General features: G+C 34.2%; 23 protein-coding genes. 15 read left to right on the top strand and 8 right to left on the bottom strand.

Features of this window, described 5'->3' with window-relative positions:
• Nucleotides 1-154 precede the first annotated feature (154 nt).
• The 6 genes from V6R21_RS04765 (at nucleotide 155) to V6R21_RS04790 (ending at nucleotide 4,191) form a co-directional block, all read left to right on the top strand.
• On the top strand, nucleotides 155-997 hold the full coding sequence (locus V6R21_RS04765) for a hypothetical protein (protein ID WP_334241350.1): 843 nt from the start codon (nucleotides 155-157) through the stop codon (nucleotides 995-997).
• 126 nt (nucleotides 998-1,123) lie between these two features.
• Nucleotides 1,124-2,320: a hypothetical protein gene (locus tag V6R21_RS04770; protein WP_334241352.1), complete on the top strand. Its 1,197-nt coding sequence runs from the start codon at nucleotides 1,124-1,126 to the stop codon at nucleotides 2,318-2,320.
• A gap of 46 nt (nucleotides 2,321-2,366) precedes the next feature.
• Nucleotides 2,367-3,140, top strand: coding sequence for a Fic family protein (locus tag V6R21_RS04775; RefSeq protein WP_334241354.1), 774 nt, complete (start codon nucleotides 2,367-2,369; stop codon nucleotides 3,138-3,140).
• Between the two features lie 57 nt (nucleotides 3,141-3,197).
• Nucleotides 3,198-3,545 carry a hypothetical protein gene (locus tag V6R21_RS04780; protein ID WP_334241356.1) on the top strand — a complete coding sequence of 116 codons (348 nt, stop codon included), beginning with the start codon at nucleotides 3,198-3,200 and terminating at the stop codon, nucleotides 3,543-3,545.
• Between the two features lie 49 nt (nucleotides 3,546-3,594).
• Entirely contained in the window at nucleotides 3,595-3,804 is a 210-nt protein-coding gene (locus tag V6R21_RS04785; protein WP_334241358.1) for a hypothetical protein, read from the top strand.
• 186 nt (nucleotides 3,805-3,990) lie between these two features.
• The gene (locus tag V6R21_RS04790; protein WP_334241359.1) at nucleotides 3,991-4,191 is read left to right on the top strand and encodes a hypothetical protein; all 201 of its coding nucleotides are present in this window, start codon (nucleotides 3,991-3,993) and stop codon (nucleotides 4,189-4,191) included.
• Between the two features lie 232 nt (nucleotides 4,192-4,423).
• Here V6R21_RS04790 and V6R21_RS04795 read toward each other — a convergent pair whose 3' ends face one another.
• From V6R21_RS04795 to V6R21_RS04810, 4 genes are all read right to left on the bottom strand, one after another.
• Nucleotides 4,424-4,726, bottom strand: a complete 303-nt coding sequence (locus tag V6R21_RS04795) for a hypothetical protein (protein ID WP_334241361.1) — start codon at nucleotides 4,724-4,726, stop codon at nucleotides 4,424-4,426.
• Nucleotides 4,727-4,741: 15 nt separating this feature from the next.
• A complete protein-coding gene (locus V6R21_RS04800) occupies nucleotides 4,742-5,170 on the bottom strand; it encodes a hypothetical protein (RefSeq protein WP_334241363.1) in 429 nt (142 codons plus the stop codon).
• 284 nt (nucleotides 5,171-5,454) lie between these two features.
• A complete protein-coding gene (locus V6R21_RS04805; protein WP_334241365.1) occupies nucleotides 5,455-6,342 on the bottom strand; it encodes a DUF5712 family protein in 888 nt (295 codons plus the stop codon).
• A complete protein-coding gene (locus V6R21_RS04810) occupies nucleotides 6,332-6,985 on the bottom strand; it encodes a BfmA/BtgA family mobilization protein (RefSeq protein ID WP_334241367.1) in 654 nt (217 codons plus the stop codon). Before V6R21_RS04810 ends, V6R21_RS04805 begins: the two co-directional genes overlap by 11 nt.
• Before the next feature lie 1,491 nt (nucleotides 6,986-8,476).
• On the opposite strand from V6R21_RS04810, the gene V6R21_RS04815 reads away from it, so the two are divergent.
• The 8 genes from V6R21_RS04815 to V6R21_RS04850 all read left to right on the top strand — a co-directional run bounded on the left by V6R21_RS04815 (nucleotide 8,477) and on the right by V6R21_RS04850 (nucleotide 13,470).
• On the top strand, nucleotides 8,477-9,421 hold the full coding sequence (locus V6R21_RS04815) for a replication initiation protein (RefSeq protein WP_334241375.1): 945 nt from the start codon (nucleotides 8,477-8,479) through the stop codon (nucleotides 9,419-9,421).
• 13 nt (nucleotides 9,422-9,434) lie between these two features.
• Nucleotides 9,435-10,277 (top strand): hypothetical protein, encoded by an 843-nt coding sequence (locus tag V6R21_RS04820; RefSeq protein WP_334241350.1) that lies wholly within the window; start codon nucleotides 9,435-9,437, stop codon nucleotides 10,275-10,277.
• A gap of 126 nt (nucleotides 10,278-10,403) precedes the next feature.
• Entirely contained in the window at nucleotides 10,404-11,156 is a 753-nt protein-coding gene (locus V6R21_RS04825; protein ID WP_334241369.1) for a hypothetical protein, read from the top strand.
• On the top strand, nucleotides 11,156-11,599 hold the full coding sequence (locus V6R21_RS04830) for a hypothetical protein (protein WP_334241371.1): 444 nt from the start codon (nucleotides 11,156-11,158) through the stop codon (nucleotides 11,597-11,599). The genes V6R21_RS04825 and V6R21_RS04830 overlap by 1 nt, the downstream gene beginning before the upstream one ends.
• Before the next feature lie 46 nt (nucleotides 11,600-11,645).
• Entirely contained in the window at nucleotides 11,646-12,419 is a 774-nt protein-coding gene (locus tag V6R21_RS04835; protein ID WP_334241354.1) for a Fic family protein, read from the top strand.
• Between the two features lie 57 nt (nucleotides 12,420-12,476).
• Nucleotides 12,477-12,824 (top strand): hypothetical protein, encoded by a 348-nt coding sequence (locus tag V6R21_RS04840; protein WP_334241356.1) that lies wholly within the window; start codon nucleotides 12,477-12,479, stop codon nucleotides 12,822-12,824.
• A 49-nt stretch (nucleotides 12,825-12,873) separates the two neighbouring features.
• Nucleotides 12,874-13,083 (top strand): hypothetical protein, encoded by a 210-nt coding sequence (locus tag V6R21_RS04845; protein WP_334241358.1) that lies wholly within the window; start codon nucleotides 12,874-12,876, stop codon nucleotides 13,081-13,083.
• A gap of 186 nt (nucleotides 13,084-13,269) precedes the next feature.
• Entirely contained in the window at nucleotides 13,270-13,470 is a 201-nt protein-coding gene (locus V6R21_RS04850) for a hypothetical protein (protein ID WP_334241359.1), read from the top strand.
• 232 nt (nucleotides 13,471-13,702) lie between these two features.
• Here the strand turns inward: V6R21_RS04850 and V6R21_RS04855 are convergent, their stop codons facing one another.
• From V6R21_RS04855 to V6R21_RS04870, 4 genes are all read right to left on the bottom strand, one after another.
• Complete coding sequence (locus V6R21_RS04855; RefSeq protein WP_334241361.1) at nucleotides 13,703-14,005, bottom strand: hypothetical protein; 303 nt, start codon at nucleotides 14,003-14,005, stop codon at nucleotides 13,703-13,705.
• Nucleotides 14,006-14,020: 15 nt separating this feature from the next.
• Complete coding sequence (locus tag V6R21_RS04860; RefSeq protein ID WP_334241363.1) at nucleotides 14,021-14,449, bottom strand: hypothetical protein; 429 nt, start codon at nucleotides 14,447-14,449, stop codon at nucleotides 14,021-14,023.
• 284 nt (nucleotides 14,450-14,733) lie between these two features.
• Nucleotides 14,734-15,621, bottom strand: coding sequence for a DUF5712 family protein (locus tag V6R21_RS04865; protein WP_334241365.1), 888 nt, complete (start codon nucleotides 15,619-15,621; stop codon nucleotides 14,734-14,736).
• A complete protein-coding gene (locus V6R21_RS04870; RefSeq protein ID WP_334241367.1) occupies nucleotides 15,611-16,264 on the bottom strand; it encodes a BfmA/BtgA family mobilization protein in 654 nt (217 codons plus the stop codon). The genes V6R21_RS04865 and V6R21_RS04870 overlap by 11 nt, the downstream gene beginning before the upstream one ends.
• Nucleotides 16,265-17,732: 1,468 nt before the next feature.
• On the opposite strand from V6R21_RS04870, the gene V6R21_RS04875 reads away from it, so the two are divergent.
• Nucleotides 17,733-18,085, top strand: a 353-nt coding sequence (locus tag V6R21_RS04875; RefSeq protein ID WP_334241373.1) for a hypothetical protein, incomplete at its 3' end; no start/stop codon positions are given.

The raw sequence follows: 18,085 nt of genomic DNA on the forward strand, positions 1-18,085 counted from the left end.
TCCACAGATCATCTTAAAGAGATTCTTTATGACGAGAAAAAGCTTAATGGGTTTCGCAAATGGATGAATACATGGAAAAATCAAAAAAGCTCATATACTAACGCATCTGGTCATTTATTGAGAACACTTGGAATGGTTTAACATCAAAAAAAATATGGAAAGAATAAAGTTCAAGCTAAAACGAAATCTTCCAAAGGAGAATGAATCACAACCAGACTATAAGGTGGAATTTGAGGCTGAAAAGGACTATAACATCAAAGAGGGTGATACTATCTCTGTTGGTGCTTGGGAAAATAAATATAATGGTCAAATTACTACATACTTCAATTTACTAAATTCGCACCTCATAGAATATGGCCATGAATCGAACATAACAGAAGAAGATAGAGCAAGTCTTTTAGATTTAAATGACCTATTACTTGATCTAATAAATGATCATGACGGATTAAGTAATAATCATTTAAAAATATTAGCAGTAGGTCGAAAAGCTATTGATAAGATATTGGGGGATCCGCCATATGAAGAACTCAAAAACAATATAGATGACTTTGAGTTTGGAGATGATGATGCAGGAAAGATACAACTTGGATCATTCATGAATTCTAAGCTTTCAAATGAGGAAATGGATATAGAGATAGTGCTTAATAATACTATAGATGTAACAAAGCTATCAGAAGAAGAAATGAATTATCTGATAAGGTATCAAGACTCTAACACAACGCCTGAACAAGAGAAAGCTAGAAGATGGCTTCTAATTCATTTCATAGACCTTCTCCCTGCAACCAATGGCTTTTTCTGCATATTCATGGGAGAACTTGAGAGAACTTCTGAATTGAAAAATCTATTATTAACTTCTCCAAAGTATAAATGCGATGAGAACATGATTAATGACTTCCTATGGCAAATAGATAAGTCTGGCAGTTTGTGGGTATCAAAGTTGAGATACTTACTTGGAAGGATATTTGGAACCCTTCCACCTGAAAATCCTCCATTTTGAATTAAAATAAAAAACCCTCTCCCCTAGCGTCGTCGAAAACTTAGGGATAGAGGGCATTTATCACCCTTTAAACTACATTAAAGAATGAGTCCTATTACAAAACAAACTTTTTTAGCTGAAAAAACCATGAACGAGCTAGAAAGAAAACAGCGTTTGGAAGATGCTGCATCAAAACTAGAGATTGCTCCATACGACTTGCGAAACCTGACACAGTATAAGTTAGCAGTGTTTTTCGCTCGTTTTTACCATGTGATTTCCTTCCTCCTTGCTTCACTGTGTATCGGTTTTATTGCGCTGGATAAATCCGCAATAAGTCTGGAAGGATCTCTTGCTCATGTTGCGATGGCTGTTGGCTCCCTCCTGCTATTGGCAATGGTAATTGGCATCAACGAGTTCGCTAAAGCTGGAGCCTCCTCCTCTTTTTTCAAAAGAAAGAATCAGACAGAAGGGAAAGTTAATGTCCCTTCTGCTGTACTAGCCGCCCTAATAGGCACAATACTGATCAGCGTAATAACATCCTCCTTGGGCGGATACTTTTTTGCAGTAAACCAAAAGGATCAATCTGAAGAAATCTCTACTTCTTATGAGTCTAAAGAGGATGCTGTCAATAAGTATTATGAGTCACGTATTAGCTCCGTGAGAGATGAAATACAATTTCTCCGAAATGATAATGCGTACAAAAAGCAGTATTGGGATACCTCAAAAAATAACTGGGCATTTGGTCAGTTAACGGACGAGGGAAAGGAAGCCATATTAAAGAAAGAAGCTGAACTAACCTCTCTCCGATCAGAGTACCAGGACAAACTGGAATCCCTTAACCAGAATCTTTCTGCTGATATTTCAACTAACTCCTCCTCTGCCCATCACTTCGGAATTTTGATGGCAATAATTGTTTTAGTGATGGAGTCATTGAACTTGTTTGCTTACCACTTCAGGTATCATTATTACAAGATGTGTTCCATTGAATTAAGCTCTAGTGCTTATACAAATAATGATATTGAAACTGAATACAAGTATGGTCATTCAAATGAACCCGAAACCATTCAAATTAACCGTTCAAATAGTTCAAATGAACTCAATCGTAAAAACATCGAAAAAATTGACATAGGAGACTTTGAATTACCCTATGATTTGAACGTTCAAAACAACTTAATAAGCCAAAAATCATACACTAACAGGCAATTATTAGATAAATATCCTGACGTAGTCAAAGACATTCAAAAAGGTTCAAAAGTAGATGATTTAGTTCAAAAATACCAACTATCAAGGTCTACTGTCATGAACATTAAGCGCACTTACAAAGTGATGCAAGAAGTGTTATAATCAGGGGTGTAATCTTATTATTGTTACATTATAAATAAGAGAAAAAATGAAAGGGGTAGAGGATATAATAGAAGAATATAAATCTCTGAAATTAGATGAAGTTGTCGATTATGACAAGTTCAACAGCTACACCATTGTAGCACACAGTACCCAAATAGAAGGCTCAACCTTAACGATAGAAGATACCAGACTACTGCTGCATGATGGATTGACACCAAAGGGGAAGCCACTGATTCACTCCAACATGGTGATGGATCATTATAAAGCTCTGGAACTAATGAAAGAGTTAGTCAAACAGAAATCACCCATTACTTCAACGCTAATACAGAAATTGAATGCTCAGGTAATGGAAACAACAGGCAGCATCTATAATACTGTATTTGGTGAAGTAGACGCTAGGAAAGGAGAGTTCCGGAAGGGAGCGGTTATGGCTGGAGTTAGGTATTTCATGAATTACTCAAAAGTACCATCAGCTGTAGAAAAGCTTGCAAAACATCTGGAGGAGAACATTAATGATGAAAGGTTGACACTTGAAGAGAAAATCAACCTTAGTTTTTATGCTCATTTTGAGCTTGTTTCCATCCACCCATTCTATGATGGGAATGGCAGGACCAGTAGACTACTGATGAACTATATTCAAGAGCGATTGGGGCTACCCATGAGTATCGTATTTAAAGAAGACAAGCTTGACTACATTCAGGCTTTAGAAGCAACCAGGGAAAATGATGATTTGAATGTTTTCTACAGCTTCATGCAAGAACAGTATAAAAAATACCTCTTGGAAGAAATCAAAAGGTATAATGATCAAGTAGGAGAATAAGCAATAGAGAAGGGGCTATCTGAGTCCCTTCTTTTTTAAACAAACCCAACTTTTTAAATGAATATGACACTAGAAGATCAAGTTGCTATACATAAAGTAAAGCAATACCCAGTGTATAACACGTACAAAAAAGAGTCCTTGCACAGAATCTATAAAGAGTTCTGGAATGAGTCAAAACAATTGAGGGAGAGGATAGAAGGTGTATCCAAAGATGGGAAATGGGCTTATGATGAAAAGGTTCTAGATCGTACATCCGAGTTCATGGAGCAAGTGTACTGGCTCGAAAAATCATGTCGAATTATTGAAAGACTTTCATTTTACTCCGTCTTTGATCAGTTTAATCCAAAAGGGGAGCTGAGAGAGCAACATAATTGTTTAAAAGATAATATCTTCATGAGAAAATAGAGGAACTGAAAGGCTCCTCTTTTGCTTTAAACAGTAGACCAAAACCCAAATGAGTATGGATTCTAAATTCAGTAGTATCATCCACCAGCTAGATAACCATTTGAGGAAAAGAGGTAAGGCTGACTTGAAAGCAGAGTTGTTTGACATGCTCGACCGTAAACAACAGAATCTAAATCATGTGCATCCTGGGAAAGTTGATCTACAAACGGAGCGGGACATTGAAGTGATTAAAGCAGCGATAGCTCTGCTTAAAGATTAATGTCATCATGTGTAGGATAAGCTCATGTTATTTTTTGGCACACCTCTGATAGTGTATCAAAAATAACATAGTCTAAGACCTATAATTTGTAATATTGATCTTCTCCAGTACGTCGTATTTTGAGGAAAACGTCCTTTTTAAACCTTTAGAAATACTATATTTGTATATATAAATAAACTCAAAATCATGGCTATTTCACTTAAAGATTTTAAAAACAAACACCTTGGAAAGGTTGGTACAATTAATCGCGACCGATACGAAAGAGAATTGAATCAGGAAATGAAAAAAGAAACCGGAAAAATATTATTCAAAGAGAAGGATGGGGAAATGGTTGTTAAATATACTGATGTCAGAGAGAAGGAGGTAAGAAAGGAAAATAAATGTTAATAACTTATATTCAACTGATTAACAGCAATATAACTGCATCAGTCTGAATATTTCGCTTGAATATTGACAAATCATAAGGCTTCAACATAGCATTTCCAATAATAGTATAGACCTTTACTAGAGTCATCATAAATAACCTTCCCTATAATTAGAATAAAATCCCCTTATCTGAATTTTAATCAAATAAGGGGGGATGCACTATTGCTTTATCTTGATATGAGAATATAAACAACTATCTACTCTTTATATACAAGTTTTTAATATTATCAACTGTATCAATATTTATAGAATAACCTGATTGAATCGTATCCATTATAGAATGAAGACTTTCTATTGGATATTCTTTATTATTTAAAAATAAATGTATGTCTTTCGAGTATTCTTCACTACTCATCATACTCTTAAATACACTTTTTTCAATAGCAGGATCACTAATATGATAAGCTGGCAAATCAGTTCCTACTTGAGTAGAATCCAATTGCTGTGACTTACAACCTATAAATACAAATAGAGTAAAAGCTAAAATATTTCTCATATAAATTAAATTTAATTACGCGACGTTACTCCAGCCGCATACGTTCATCACGTATTGAGTTGCATAGTCTGCTGGAGCAAATAATGTTTCACAATCATCACCTGTGGCAATAGTGCCATAAACCCAACAATCATTCCCATCATAAAAGTGCCCCATTCTAATTCCAGGTGTACAACTTACTCTCATGGACGAATTAGCTCCCTCGCTATTTTTCTTTACAACTACACGAATCACTTTCAAAGTTTCTGAATGAACTACTTCTATTACTTCCAACTCTTCAGACTCTATTTCTAAAGGGGAAAGAGAAAGTACTTTTGCAGAAAACTCCTCATATTCTGAAGTTGACCTAGCATTATTGCTGTCAGAAACAGTCTCAAACTTAAGGTGAACTACCTTATCTTTTTTTACCTCTACTTCCTCTGTACAAGATAATACTGATAACATTAAAGATAGGATAATAAATGTTTTTTGAAAAAATCTAGGTTTCATAATTTGAAATTAAAGTTTAAAAATTTTCAATAAAAAAACATAGTGCACAAGATTAATGTAGTTGTTTTTTCACTCAAAATGAAATACATAAACATTAGTAATGTAAGAAAAAATAAAAACAACGATCCCATAACAAAGAAGATTTAAAAGGAGTGCTAAATGTTAATTGATTAATTTAAAAATAAGGGCATGGGCATTATAAGAAAATATTTAAATACAACATACATCATTCAAGCGATTTACAATGATAATGAAGGTCCTTTCCATTTTTTATTCTCTATGGGCTCTTCTAAATTATATTTCCCTTTTTCAGATTTATCAAAAACCTGATCTTCTTTATTTAACTTTTGACCTTTATTTAATGTCAAATTAGCTGCTTGTTTTATTTTATCTATTGATTTTTTTTTCTCTTTATCTAGTTTTCGCTCAAGGTTGAGCCAATACATCCTATCTTCTTCAGTACCGTTTTTTATAGCATTTACATACTCAAACGTTTCTGTAATTTCACGCTTGTAGCTGTACTCTTTATCGAAATGTTTTTCACATTTAATCTTAAAAGCAGTTCTATCAAACCCTCCTTTTATTTTACCCTTTACAGTATTCTTGTGATTAGTAAGAGGAGAGAGAAGAGTCTTTTTATCAGCCCCTTTCCTCCTAATCAAAACATGTATGTGTGTTTGATCTCCAGCTTTTTTTTCTCCTCGTTTTACTTTTCCTTCACGGACCTCCTTCTCTGTACCCTTATATGTTCTTTCTTTTTCGATTTTTGCATACCAGACTATGTCTTCACTCTTCAATCCCTTGCCGAAATTGTCAGCGTAAATCTCCATAACCCCTCTAGCATATTCCATGAGTTTTTCTCTATCATTCCCAATATGTTTAAGCTCCTTCTGGGAAGGTGCAATTGTCAGGTTGAAGAATTTAGCTTCTTTTGACTTAATACCTCTTCGGGAGGCGTCCAACTGGCCAACTACCTCTTCATTAATTACATGATTCTCATTCTGACTGAAAAAAAACTCCATATCCTTTGGCTCCTTACCTTCATTCTCTTTTGAAAGATACTGAACAGCGGTAGCCGAACTTCCTGTATTTCCCCCCTTCGGGCTATCTGTTATATCAACTACCATAAAACCCTAAATCTTCTTTTAATTGCTGAACCCTTTGCATGAGTCGTTCATGGTTAATCACTCCCAATCCATTAGCCATATCTTTTTTATCATATAGGTCCATATAAAAAATATCCAACTTTTTACGCCATTCAATTTTGATCTTATCAGCCTGTTCTTTTGCTGATTTTTCAATCAATTCCTCTCTTTCTTTATGAGCATTATTTAGATACTCATTAAACTTCATAACCTTCTCTTCATCAGCTTTCTTTTCTTCTTTGTGTGACTCAACCAGCACCTTCATCTCCTTAGATAAATGATGATACAAAGCGTTTATCTTTTTTGGTACATCTTGAATAACATCTGTCTCTTTCAGTAGTAACTGTATTCTGGAGATGGTTGGTTTTAGCTCATCTTTCTCTAGGGTTTTGATGAAAGCGACGTTGTTACTGTAATCCTTTTGAATCTTCCTCCCAACATCTTTCAATTCCTTAACAGCGGACTTTATATCCGACCCTTTAGGATTGAAAATGTCCATATCAGATGAATCCAAGAAGTCGCAAACAGCTTCTAAAAAGGATGTCATCTGACCATTTTTTGTGTGCTTTTGCAAGCGTATTTTCAGCTCCTTGCTGACTGTGATGGTTGTATGATTTGATGCCATTTAATTTAAATTTTAATTTAAATATATTGTTTTTTATAATCATAAAACAACATTTAAATTGTATTAGCAATTTAAATGTTGCTAAAAACCCGTAGGGCGAGCAAAAATTACACTATGAGGTACGAATGGTGTAATTTCCGCTCGCTTCTTTTCTTTGAAATGAACAGGGGTAGAGATGTTGCTATCGACTGGTGAAAAGTAAGTGAGGAACGAACGGTTGAACCTGAGATGCCAAAACATCGGAACACCCGGAAGTGCAGTGAGAAATTGCGGATGGAAATAGCAAAGTGAGGCTTGCCGAAACGACCTATTTCCACAGAGTAATTTTGAACGAAACGGTGAATTGAAGAAGAAAATAAGATTACCCAACTACCTATCTTCATCAATACCTTCATCAGGTAAATATCTATGATATCTTGATAAGATGTTTTTATAACTTTTTAATATGTAAATGCGTTGATAAATACTAAGTATTTATTATTCAATCAAACTTTAAACAGATTAATCATGGGAATAAAACCAGGCCCGAAAAGAATTGCAAAAACAACGGGAAAACCCGATAGACGTCAACGAGATAATAAAGAAACTCCTGGAAATACTCCATCGTTGAAGCCTCATAAGCATAAGAAAGGAGACTGATACTACAGAATTGAAATAATTCAATTCTGAATAGTAGTTGATAAAAAAGAGCCAACCCCTTCAAATTTGGCTCTTTTCATATCTTAACCGTCTATTAAAAATGGCTAAAGAGTTAACAGTTTTTTATCTTATTTAAAATAATGGATTATAAATGGCTTTTAATGGACTTTACCAACCATGACAACACAAACCACCTTTACCCCCCCAAACGTTCAACCTACCCCACTTAAATGGCTTAATTCTAAATAATTTATAAACTCCCGACCCTACGTTAGATATTCACACCAGCGCAACCTTTTTTTTATATCAGATCACAACTGGAGATAACATAATTGACGACCACCGAAATGTCAGATCACAACTATCCTCGCAGTTGAAGCGAAGCGAAGCCACGTATCTGCCATTTTTTTTAGCAAATACCTATGATCGTTAGCTACTATTGGATGAGTTAACTGACACAGTCACTTTTAATGACTTTTTTCCCTTTTGTTTCTATCAAAATTTTAAGAAACGGGCAACATTTCTTCTCGCGTAAACACAAAAGTTATTGTGAAACTTTTAGCATACTTTTAATACTTTGAGGGGGCTGTAATCGACTGATAACCAAGTACTTGATCGAGTTAAAAACTATATATCGCCGATTAAAAACTATATATCGCCGATTAAAAACTATATATCGCCGATTAAAAACTATATATCGCCGATTAAAAAACTATATATCGCCGATTAAAAACATAATCATAAAACATATATATGTTTTGTTATTATGTTTTTAATTATTTATGTTTGATAAGAAAGATGTAAACAACCCCATTTTTTACTATGAAAGAGGAGTCAAAAAAATCAATATACATGGCTAATCATATAGTCTTATCTGAGTTCAACACTACTGTTAAGTCAAGACGAATACTATACTACGTAATATCAGAATTAAGACCTGTTGTGAATGATATAGACAATAGTTTAGGTCAAATTGGGAAACTTAAATTCGATATACCTAACTCTGTAATTTCTCCAAGTGGTAAACATGATGAGATTGAAGCCGCTGTAAATGATATCCAAAGGCGACAAATGAAAATCCCCATTAAAAGGAAGAATCCAAAAGGTGAATTGGTTGACACAACCAAGAGTATAGTACCATTTTATGATATTGAATATGATAGGAATGTAGATAACGGTAGAGGTTATATTCAAGTCACATTAGCAAATGAAGCTCTACCTTATTTTAAGGACTTAGCAGCAGGATATACTCAATTAAAATTTAAAACAGCTCTCTTGCTAACAAGCCAATACTCCCAACGACTATATGAATTATTATGTAAATGGAAAAACACAGGAATGTGGTATGAAAGCATAGATAACATTAGAAAACTTTTACACCTAACAAATCCAACTTACGATAGATTTAGTAACCTTAAAGCTGTAATAGATCGATCTGTGAAACACATAAATGAAAGAACAGAATTATATATAGAGTTTGATTATTACAAGAAAGGGCGATCATTTAAGTCAATTGAGTTTCATATAAAAATATTGGAAAGTAAGAGTGAACTTAATGGAATTAGTGATGAGCATTTAAATAAAGACATTGATTTATCTAGCTTAACTCAATTCCAAATTAATGCATATAATATTATTACAGATCAATTAAATATATCCACAGATCATCTTAAAGAGATTCTTTATGACGAGAAAAAGCTTAATGGGTTTCGCAAATGGATGAATACATGGAAAAATCAAAAAAGCTCATATACTAACGCATCTGGTCATTTATTGAGAACACTTGGAATGGTTTAACATCAAAAAAAATATGGAAAGAATAAAGTTCAAGCTAAAACGAAATCTTCCAAAGGAGAATGAATCACAACCAGACTATAAGGTGGAATTTGAGGCTGAAAAGGACTATAACATCAAAGAGGGTGATACTATCTCTGTTGGTGCTTGGGAAAATAAATATAATGGTCAAATTACTACATACTTCAATTTACTAAATTCGCACCTCATAGAATATGGCCATGAATCGAACATAACAGAAGAAGATAGAGCAAGTCTTTTAGATTTAAATGACCTATTACTTGATCTAATAAATGATCATGACGGATTAAGTAATAATCATTTAAAAATATTAGCAGTAGGTCGAAAAGCTATTGATAAGATATTGGGGGATCCGCCATATGAAGAACTCAAAAACAATATAGATGACTTTGAGTTTGGAGATGATGATGCAGGAAAGATACAACTTGGATCATTCATGAATTCTAAGCTTTCAAATGAGGAAATGGATATAGAGATAGTGCTTAATAATACTATAGATGTAACAAAGCTATCAGAAGAAGAAATGAATTATCTGATAAGGTATCAAGACTCTAACACAACGCCTGAACAAGAGAAAGCTAGAAGATGGCTTCTAATTCATTTCATAGACCTTCTCCCTGCAACCAATGGCTTTTTCTGCATATTCATGGGAGAACTTGAGAGAACTTCTGAATTGAAAAATCTATTATTAACTTCTCCAAAGTATAAATGCGATGAGAACATGATTAATGACTTCCTATGGCAAATAGATAAGTCTGGCAGTTTGTGGGTATCAAAGTTGAGATACTTACTTGGAAGGATATTTGGAACCCTTCCACCTGAAAATCCTCCATTTTGAATTAAAATAAAAAACCCTCTCCCCTAGCGTCGTCGAAAACTTAGGGATAGAGGGCATTTATCACCCTTTAAACTACATTAAAGAATGAGTCCTATTACAAAACAAACTTTTTTAGCTGAAAAAACCATGAACGAGCTAGAAAGAAAACAGCGTTTGGAAGATGCTGCATCAAAACTAGAGATTGCTCCATACGACTTGCGAAACCTGACACAGTATAAGTTAGCAGTGTTTTTCGCTCGTTTTTACCATGTGATTTCCTTCCTCCTTGCTTCACTGTGTATCGGTTTTATTGCGCTGGATAAATCCGCAATAAGTCTGGAAGGATCTCTTGCTCATGTTGCGATGGCTGTTGGCTCCCTCCTGCTATTGGCAATGGTAATTGGCATCAACGAGTTCGCTAAAGCTGGAGCCTCCTCCTCTTTTTTCAAAAGAAAGAATCAGACAGAAGGGAAAGTTAATGTCCCTTCTGCTGTACTAGCCGCCCTAATAGGCACAATACTGATCAGCGTAATAACATCCTCCTTGGGCGGATACTTTTTTGCAGTAAACCAAAAGGATCAATCTGAAGAAATCTCTACTTCTTATGAGTCTAAAGAGGATGCTGTCAATAAGTATTATGAGTCACGTATTAGCTCCGTGAGAGATGAAATACAATTTCTCCGAAATGATAATGCGTACAAAAAGCAGTATTGGGATACCTCAAAAAATAACTGGGCATTTGGTCAGTTAACGGACGAGGGAAAGGAAGCCATATTAAAGAAAGAAGCTGAACTAACCTCTCTCCGATCAGAGTACCAGGACAAATGGAATCCCTTAACCAGAATCTTTCTGCTGATATTTCAACTAACTCCTCCTCTGCCCATCACTTCGGAATTTTGATGGCAATAATTGTTTTAGTGATGGAGTCATTGAACTTGTTTGCTTACCACTTCAGGTATCATTATTACAAGATGTGTTCCATTGAATTAAGCTCTAGTGCTTATACAAATAATGATATTGAAACTGAATACAAGTATGGTCATTCAAATGAACCCGAAACCATTCAAATTAACCGTTCAAATAGTTCAAATGAACTCAATCGTAAAAACATCGAAAAAATTGACATAGGAGACTTTGAATTACCCTATGATTTGAACGTTCAAAACAACTTAATAAGCCAAAAATCATACACTAACAGGCAATTATTAGATAAATATCCTGACGTAGTCAAAGACATTCAAAAAGGTTCAAAAGTAGATGATTTAGTTCAAAAATACCAACTATCAAGGTCTACTGTCATGAACATTAAGCGCACTTACAAAGTGATGCAAGAAGTGTTATAATCAGGGGTGTAATCTTATTATTGTTACATTATAAATAAGAGAAAAAATGAAAGGGGTAGAGGATATAATAGAAGAATATAAATCTCTGAAATTAGATGAAGTTGTCGATTATGACAAGTTCAACAGCTACACCATTGTAGCACACAGTACCCAAATAGAAGGCTCAACCTTAACGATAGAAGATACCAGACTACTGCTGCATGATGGATTGACACCAAAGGGGAAGCCACTGATTCACTCCAACATGGTGATGGATCATTATAAAGCTCTGGAACTAATGAAAGAGTTAGTCAAACAGAAATCACCCATTACTTCAACGCTAATACAGAAATTGAATGCTCAGGTAATGGAAACAACAGGCAGCATCTATAATACTGTATTTGGTGAAGTAGACGCTAGGAAAGGAGAGTTCCGGAAGGGAGCGGTTATGGCTGGAGTTAGGTATTTCATGAATTACTCAAAAGTACCATCAGCTGTAGAAAAGCTTGCAAAACATCTGGAGGAGAACATTAATGATGAAAGGTTGACACTTGAAGAGAAAATCAACCTTAGTTTTTATGCTCATTTTGAGCTTGTTTCCATCCACCCATTCTATGATGGGAATGGCAGGACCAGTAGACTACTGATGAACTATATTCAAGAGCGATTGGGGCTACCCATGAGTATCGTATTTAAAGAAGACAAGCTTGACTACATTCAGGCTTTAGAAGCAACCAGGGAAAATGATGATTTGAATGTTTTCTACAGCTTCATGCAAGAACAGTATAAAAAATACCTCTTGGAAGAAATCAAAAGGTATAATGATCAAGTAGGAGAATAAGCAATAGAGAAGGGGCTATCTGAGTCCCTTCTTTTTTAAACAAACCCAACTTTTTAAATGAATATGACACTAGAAGATCAAGTTGCTATACATAAAGTAAAGCAATACCCAGTGTATAACACGTACAAAAAAGAGTCCTTGCACAGAATCTATAAAGAGTTCTGGAATGAGTCAAAACAATTGAGGGAGAGGATAGAAGGTGTATCCAAAGATGGGAAATGGGCTTATGATGAAAAGGTTCTAGATCGTACATCCGAGTTCATGGAGCAAGTGTACTGGCTCGAAAAATCATGTCGAATTATTGAAAGACTTTCATTTTACTCCGTCTTTGATCAGTTTAATCCAAAAGGGGAGCTGAGAGAGCAACATAATTGTTTAAAAGATAATATCTTCATGAGAAAATAGAGGAACTGAAAGGCTCCTCTTTTGCTTTAAACAGTAGACCAAAACCCAAATGAGTATGGATTCTAAATTCAGTAGTATCATCCACCAGCTAGATAACCATTTGAGGAAAAGAGGTAAGGCTGACTTGAAAGCAGAGTTGTTTGACATGCTCGACCGTAAACAACAGAATCTAAATCATGTGCATCCTGGGAAAGTTGATCTACAAACGGAGCGGGACATTGAAGTGATTAAAGCAGCGATAGCTCTGCTTAAAGATTAATGTCATCATGTGTAGGATAAGCTCATGTTATTTTTTGGCACACCTCTGATAGTGTATCAAAAATAACATAGTCTAAGACCTATAATTTGTAATATTGATCTTCTCCAGTACGTCGTATTTTGAGGAAAACGTCCTTTTTAAACCTTTAGAAATACTATATTTGTATATATAAATAAACTCAAAATCATGGCTATTTCACTTAAAGATTTTAAAAACAAACACCTTGGAAAGGTTGGTACAATTAATCGCGACCGATACGAAAGAGAATTGAATCAGGAAATGAAAAAAGAAACCGGAAAAATATTATTCAAAGAGAAGGATGGGGAAATGGTTGTTAAATATACTGATGTCAGAGAGAAGGAGGTAAGAAAGGAAAATAAATGTTAATAACTTATATTCAACTGATTAACAGCAATATAACTGCATCAGTCTGAATATTTCGCTTGAATATTGACAAATCATAAGGCTTCAACATAGCATTTCCAATAATAGTATAGACCTTTACTAGAGTCATCATAAATAACCTTCCCTATAATTAGAATAAAATCCCCTTATCTGAATTTTAATCAAATAAGGGGGGATGCACTATTGCTTTATCTTGATATGAGAATATAAACAACTATCTACTCTTTATATACAAGTTTTTAATATTATCAACTGTATCAATATTTATAGAATAACCTGATTGAATCGTATCCATTATAGAATGAAGACTTTCTATTGGATATTCTTTATTATTTAAAAATAAATGTATGTCTTTCGAGTATTCTTCACTACTCATCATACTCTTAAATACACTTTTTTCAATAGCAGGATCACTAATATGATAAGCTGGCAAATCAGTTCCTACTTGAGTAGAATCCAATTGCTGTGACTTACAACCTATAAATACAAATAGAGTAAAAGCTAAAATATTTCTCATATAAATTAAATTTAATTACGCGACGTTACTCCAGCCGCATACGTTCATCACGTATTGAGTTGCATAGTCTGCTGGAGCAAATAATGTTTCACAATCATCACCTGTGGCAATAGTGCCATAAACCCAACAATCATTCCCATCATAAAAGTGCCCCATTCTAATTCCAGGTGTACAACTTACTCTCATGGACGAATTAGCTCCCTCGCTATTTTTCTTTACAACTACACGAATCACTTTCAAAGTTTCTGAATGAACTACTTCTATTACTTCCAACTCTTCAGACTCTATTTCTAAAGGGGAAAGAGAAAGTACTTTTGCAGAAAACTCCTCATATTCTGAAGTTGACCTAGCATTATTGCTGTCAGAAACAGTCTCAAACTTAAGGTGAACTACCTTATCTTTTTTTACCTCTACTTCCTCTGTACAAGATAATACTGATAACATTAAAGATAGGATAATAAATGTTTTTTGAAAAAATCTAGGTTTCATAATTTGAAATTAAAGTTTAAAAATTTTCAATAAAAAAACATAGTGCACAAGATTAATGTAGTTGTTTTTTCACTCAAAATGAAATACATAAACATTAGTAATGTAAGAAAAAATAAAAACAACGATCCCATAACAAAGAAGATTTAAAAGGAGTGCTAAATGTTAATTGATTAATTTAAAAATAAGGGCATGGGCATTATAAGAAAATATTTAAATACAACATACATCATTCAAGCGATTTACAATGATAATGAAGGTCCTTTCCATTTTTTATTCTCTATGGGCTCTTCTAAATTATATTTCCCTTTTTCAGATTTATCAAAAACCTGATCTTCTTTATTTAACTTTTGACCTTTATTTAATGTCAAATTAGCTGCTTGTTTTATTTTATCTATTGATTTTTTTTTCTCTTTATCTAGTTTTCGCTCAAGGTTGAGCCAATACATCCTATCTTCTTCAGTACCGTTTTTTATAGCATTTACATACTCAAACGTTTCTGTAATTTCACGCTTGTAGCTGTACTCTTTATCGAAATGTTTTTCACATTTAATCTTAAAAGCAGTTCTATCAAACCCTCCTTTTATTTTACCCTTTACAGTATTCTTGTGATTAGTAAGAGGAGAGAGAAGAGTCTTTTTATCAGCCCCTTTCCTCCTAATCAAAACATGTATGTGTGTTTGATCTCCAGCTTTTTTTTCTCCTCGTTTTACTTTTCCTTCACGGACCTCCTTCTCTGTACCCTTATATGTTCTTTCTTTTTCGATTTTTGCATACCAGACTATGTCTTCACTCTTCAATCCCTTGCCGAAATTGTCAGCGTAAATCTCCATAACCCCTCTAGCATATTCCATGAGTTTTTCTCTATCATTCCCAATATGTTTAAGCTCCTTCTGGGAAGGTGCAATTGTCAGGTTGAAGAATTTAGCTTCTTTTGACTTAATACCTCTTCGGGAGGCGTCCAACTGGCCAACTACCTCTTCATTAATTACATGATTCTCATTCTGACTGAAAAAAAACTCCATATCCTTTGGCTCCTTACCTTCATTCTCTTTTGAAAGATACTGAACAGCGGTAGCCGAACTTCCTGTATTTCCCCCCTTCGGGCTATCTGTTATATCAACTACCATAAAACCCTAAATCTTCTTTTAATTGCTGAACCCTTTGCATGAGTCGTTCATGGTTAATCACTCCCAATCCATTAGCCATATCTTTTTTATCATATAGGTCCATATAAAAAATATCCAACTTTTTACGCCATTCAATTTTGATCTTATCAGCCTGTTCTTTTGCTGATTTTTCAATCAATTCCTCTCTTTCTTTATGAGCATTATTTAGATACTCATTAAACTTCATAACCTTCTCTTCATCAGCTTTCTTTTCTTCTTTGTGTGACTCAACCAGCACCTTCATCTCCTTAGATAAATGATGATACAAAGCGTTTATCTTTTTTGGTACATCTTGAATAACATCTGTCTCTTTCAGTAGTAACTGTATTCTGGAGATGGTTGGTTTTAGCTCATCTTTCTCTAGGGTTTTGATGAAAGCGACGTTGTTACTGTAATCCTTTTGAATCTTCCTCCCAACATCTTTCAATTCCTTAACAGCGGACTTTATATCCGACCCTTTAGGATTGAAAATGTCCATATCAGATGAATCCAAGAAGTCGCAAACAGCTTCTAAAAAGGATGTCATCTGACCATTTTTTGTGTGCTTTTGCAAGCGTATTTTCAGCTCCTTGCTGACTGTGATGGTTGTATGATTTGATGCCATTTAATTTAAATTTTAATTTAAATATATTGTTTTTTATAATCATAAAACAACATTTAAATTGTATTAGCAATTTAAATGTTGCTAAAAACCCGTAGGGCGAGCAAAAATTACACTATGAGGTACGAATGGTGTAATTTCCAGGTGCTGCGTACTTTGATACATGGCAGTGGTTTAACCTTAGCAATACGTAACTGAACGAAGTAAGTAAGTGAGGAACGAACGGTTGAACCTGGAGATGCCAAAACATCGGAACACCCGGAAGTGCAGTGAGAAATTGCGGATGGAAATAGCAAAGTGAGGCTTGCCGAAACGACCTATTTCCACAGAGTAATTTTGAACGAAACGGTGAATTGAAGAAGAAAATAAGATTACCCAACTACCTATCTTCATCAATACCTTCATCAGGTAAATATCTATGATATCTTGATAAGATGTTTTTATAACTTTTTAATATGTAAATGCGTTGATAAATACTAAGTATTTATTATTCAATCAAACTTTAAACAGATTAATCATGGGAATAAAACCAGGCCCGAAAAGAATTGCAAAAACAACGGGAAAACCCGATAGACGTCAACGAGATAATAAAGAAACTCCTGGAAATACTCCATCGTTGAAGCCTCATAAGCATAAGAAAGGAGACTGATACTACAGAATTGAAATAATTCAATTCTGAATAGTAGTTGATAAAAAAGAGCCAACCCCTTCAAATTTGGCTCTTTTCATATCTTAACCGTCTATTAAAAATGGCTAAAGAGTTAACAGTTTTTTATCTTATTTAAAATAATGGATTATAAATGGCTTTTAATGGACTTTACCAACCATGACAACACAAACCACCTTTACCCCCCCAAACGTTCAACCTACCCCACTTAAATGGCTTAATTCTAAATAATTTATAAACTCCCGACCCTACGTTAGATATTCACACCAGCGCAACCTTTTTTTTATATCAGATCACAACTGGAGATAACATAATTGACGACCACCGAAATGTCAGATCACAACTATCCTCGCAGTTGAAGCGAAGCGAAGCCACGTATCTGCCATTTTTTTTAGCAAATACCTATGATCGTTAGCTACTATTGGATGAGTTAACTGACACAGTCACTTTTAATGACTTTTTTCCCTTTTGTTTCTATCAAAATTTTAAGAAACGGGCAACATTTCTTCTCGCGTAAACACAAAAGTTATTGTGAAACTTTTAGCATACTTTTAATACTTTGAGGGGGCTGTAATCGACTGATAACCAAGTACTTGATCGAGTTAAAAACTATATATCGCCGATTAAAAACTATATATCGCCGATTAAAAACTATATATCGCCGATTAAAAACTATATATCGCCGATTAAAAAACTATATATCGCCGATTAAAAACATAATCATAAAACATATATATGTTTTGTTATTATGTTTTTAATTATTTATGTTTGATAAGAAAGATGTAAACAACCCCATTTTTTACTATGAAAGAGGAGTCAAAAAAATCAATATACATGGCTAATCATATAGTCTTATCTGAGTTCAACACTACTGTTAAGTCAAGACGAATACTATACTACGTAATATCAGAATTAAGACCTGTTGTGAATGATATAGACAATAGTTTAGGTCAAATTGGGAAACTTAAATTCGATATACCTAACTCTGTAATTTCTCCAAGTGGTAAACATGATGAGATTGAAGCCGCTGTAAATGATATCCAAAGGCGACAAATGAAAATCCCCATTAAAAGGAAGAATCCAAAAGGTGAATTGGTTGACACAACCAAGAGTATAGTACCATTTTATGATATTGAATATGATAGGAATGTAGATAA

This window comes from Limibacter armeniacum (assembly GCF_036880985.1).
GTDB classification, from domain to species: domain Bacteria; phylum Bacteroidota; class Bacteroidia; order Cytophagales; family Flammeovirgaceae; genus Limibacter; species Limibacter armeniacum.

What these genes read in the sequence shown, in the direction of transcription:
- V6R21_RS04840 (WP_334241356.1), top strand. Translation starts at nt 12,477, where the DNA reads ATGAATATGACACTAGAAGATCAAGTTGCTATACATAAAGTAAAGCAA.
- V6R21_RS04820 (WP_334241350.1), top strand. Translation starts at nt 9,435, where the DNA reads ATGGAAAGAATAAAGTTCAAGCTAAAACGAAATCTTCCAAAGGAGAAT.
- V6R21_RS04870 (WP_334241367.1), bottom strand. Translation starts at nt 16,264, where the DNA reads ATGGCATCAAATCATACAACCATCACAGTCAGCAAGGAGCTGAAAATA.
- V6R21_RS04775 (WP_334241354.1), top strand. Translation starts at nt 2,367, where the DNA reads ATGAAAGGGGTAGAGGATATAATAGAAGAATATAAATCTCTGAAATTA.
- V6R21_RS04795 (WP_334241361.1), bottom strand. Translation starts at nt 4,726, where the DNA reads ATGAGAAATATTTTAGCTTTTACTCTATTTGTATTTATAGGTTGTAAG.
- V6R21_RS04785 (WP_334241358.1), top strand. Translation starts at nt 3,595, where the DNA reads ATGAGTATGGATTCTAAATTCAGTAGTATCATCCACCAGCTAGATAAC.
- V6R21_RS04865 (WP_334241365.1), bottom strand. Translation starts at nt 15,621, where the DNA reads ATGGTAGTTGATATAACAGATAGCCCGAAGGGGGGAAATACAGGAAGT.
- V6R21_RS04780 (WP_334241356.1), top strand. Translation starts at nt 3,198, where the DNA reads ATGAATATGACACTAGAAGATCAAGTTGCTATACATAAAGTAAAGCAA.
- V6R21_RS04805 (WP_334241365.1), bottom strand. Translation starts at nt 6,342, where the DNA reads ATGGTAGTTGATATAACAGATAGCCCGAAGGGGGGAAATACAGGAAGT.
- V6R21_RS04845 (WP_334241358.1), top strand. Translation starts at nt 12,874, where the DNA reads ATGAGTATGGATTCTAAATTCAGTAGTATCATCCACCAGCTAGATAAC.
- V6R21_RS04835 (WP_334241354.1), top strand. Translation starts at nt 11,646, where the DNA reads ATGAAAGGGGTAGAGGATATAATAGAAGAATATAAATCTCTGAAATTA.
- V6R21_RS04790 (WP_334241359.1), top strand. Translation starts at nt 3,991, where the DNA reads ATGGCTATTTCACTTAAAGATTTTAAAAACAAACACCTTGGAAAGGTT.
- V6R21_RS04815 (WP_334241375.1), top strand. Translation starts at nt 8,477, where the DNA reads ATGGCTAATCATATAGTCTTATCTGAGTTCAACACTACTGTTAAGTCA.
- V6R21_RS04770 (WP_334241352.1), top strand. Translation starts at nt 1,124, where the DNA reads ATGAACGAGCTAGAAAGAAAACAGCGTTTGGAAGATGCTGCATCAAAA.
- V6R21_RS04860 (WP_334241363.1), bottom strand. Translation starts at nt 14,449, where the DNA reads ATGTTATCAGTATTATCTTGTACAGAGGAAGTAGAGGTAAAAAAAGAT.
- V6R21_RS04825 (WP_334241369.1), top strand. Translation starts at nt 10,404, where the DNA reads ATGAACGAGCTAGAAAGAAAACAGCGTTTGGAAGATGCTGCATCAAAA.
- V6R21_RS04810 (WP_334241367.1), bottom strand. Translation starts at nt 6,985, where the DNA reads ATGGCATCAAATCATACAACCATCACAGTCAGCAAGGAGCTGAAAATA.
- V6R21_RS04850 (WP_334241359.1), top strand. Translation starts at nt 13,270, where the DNA reads ATGGCTATTTCACTTAAAGATTTTAAAAACAAACACCTTGGAAAGGTT.
- V6R21_RS04765 (WP_334241350.1), top strand. Translation starts at nt 155, where the DNA reads ATGGAAAGAATAAAGTTCAAGCTAAAACGAAATCTTCCAAAGGAGAAT.
- V6R21_RS04800 (WP_334241363.1), bottom strand. Translation starts at nt 5,170, where the DNA reads ATGTTATCAGTATTATCTTGTACAGAGGAAGTAGAGGTAAAAAAAGAT.
- V6R21_RS04855 (WP_334241361.1), bottom strand. Translation starts at nt 14,005, where the DNA reads ATGAGAAATATTTTAGCTTTTACTCTATTTGTATTTATAGGTTGTAAG.
- V6R21_RS04830 (WP_334241371.1), top strand. Translation starts at nt 11,156, where the DNA reads ATGGCAATAATTGTTTTAGTGATGGAGTCATTGAACTTGTTTGCTTAC.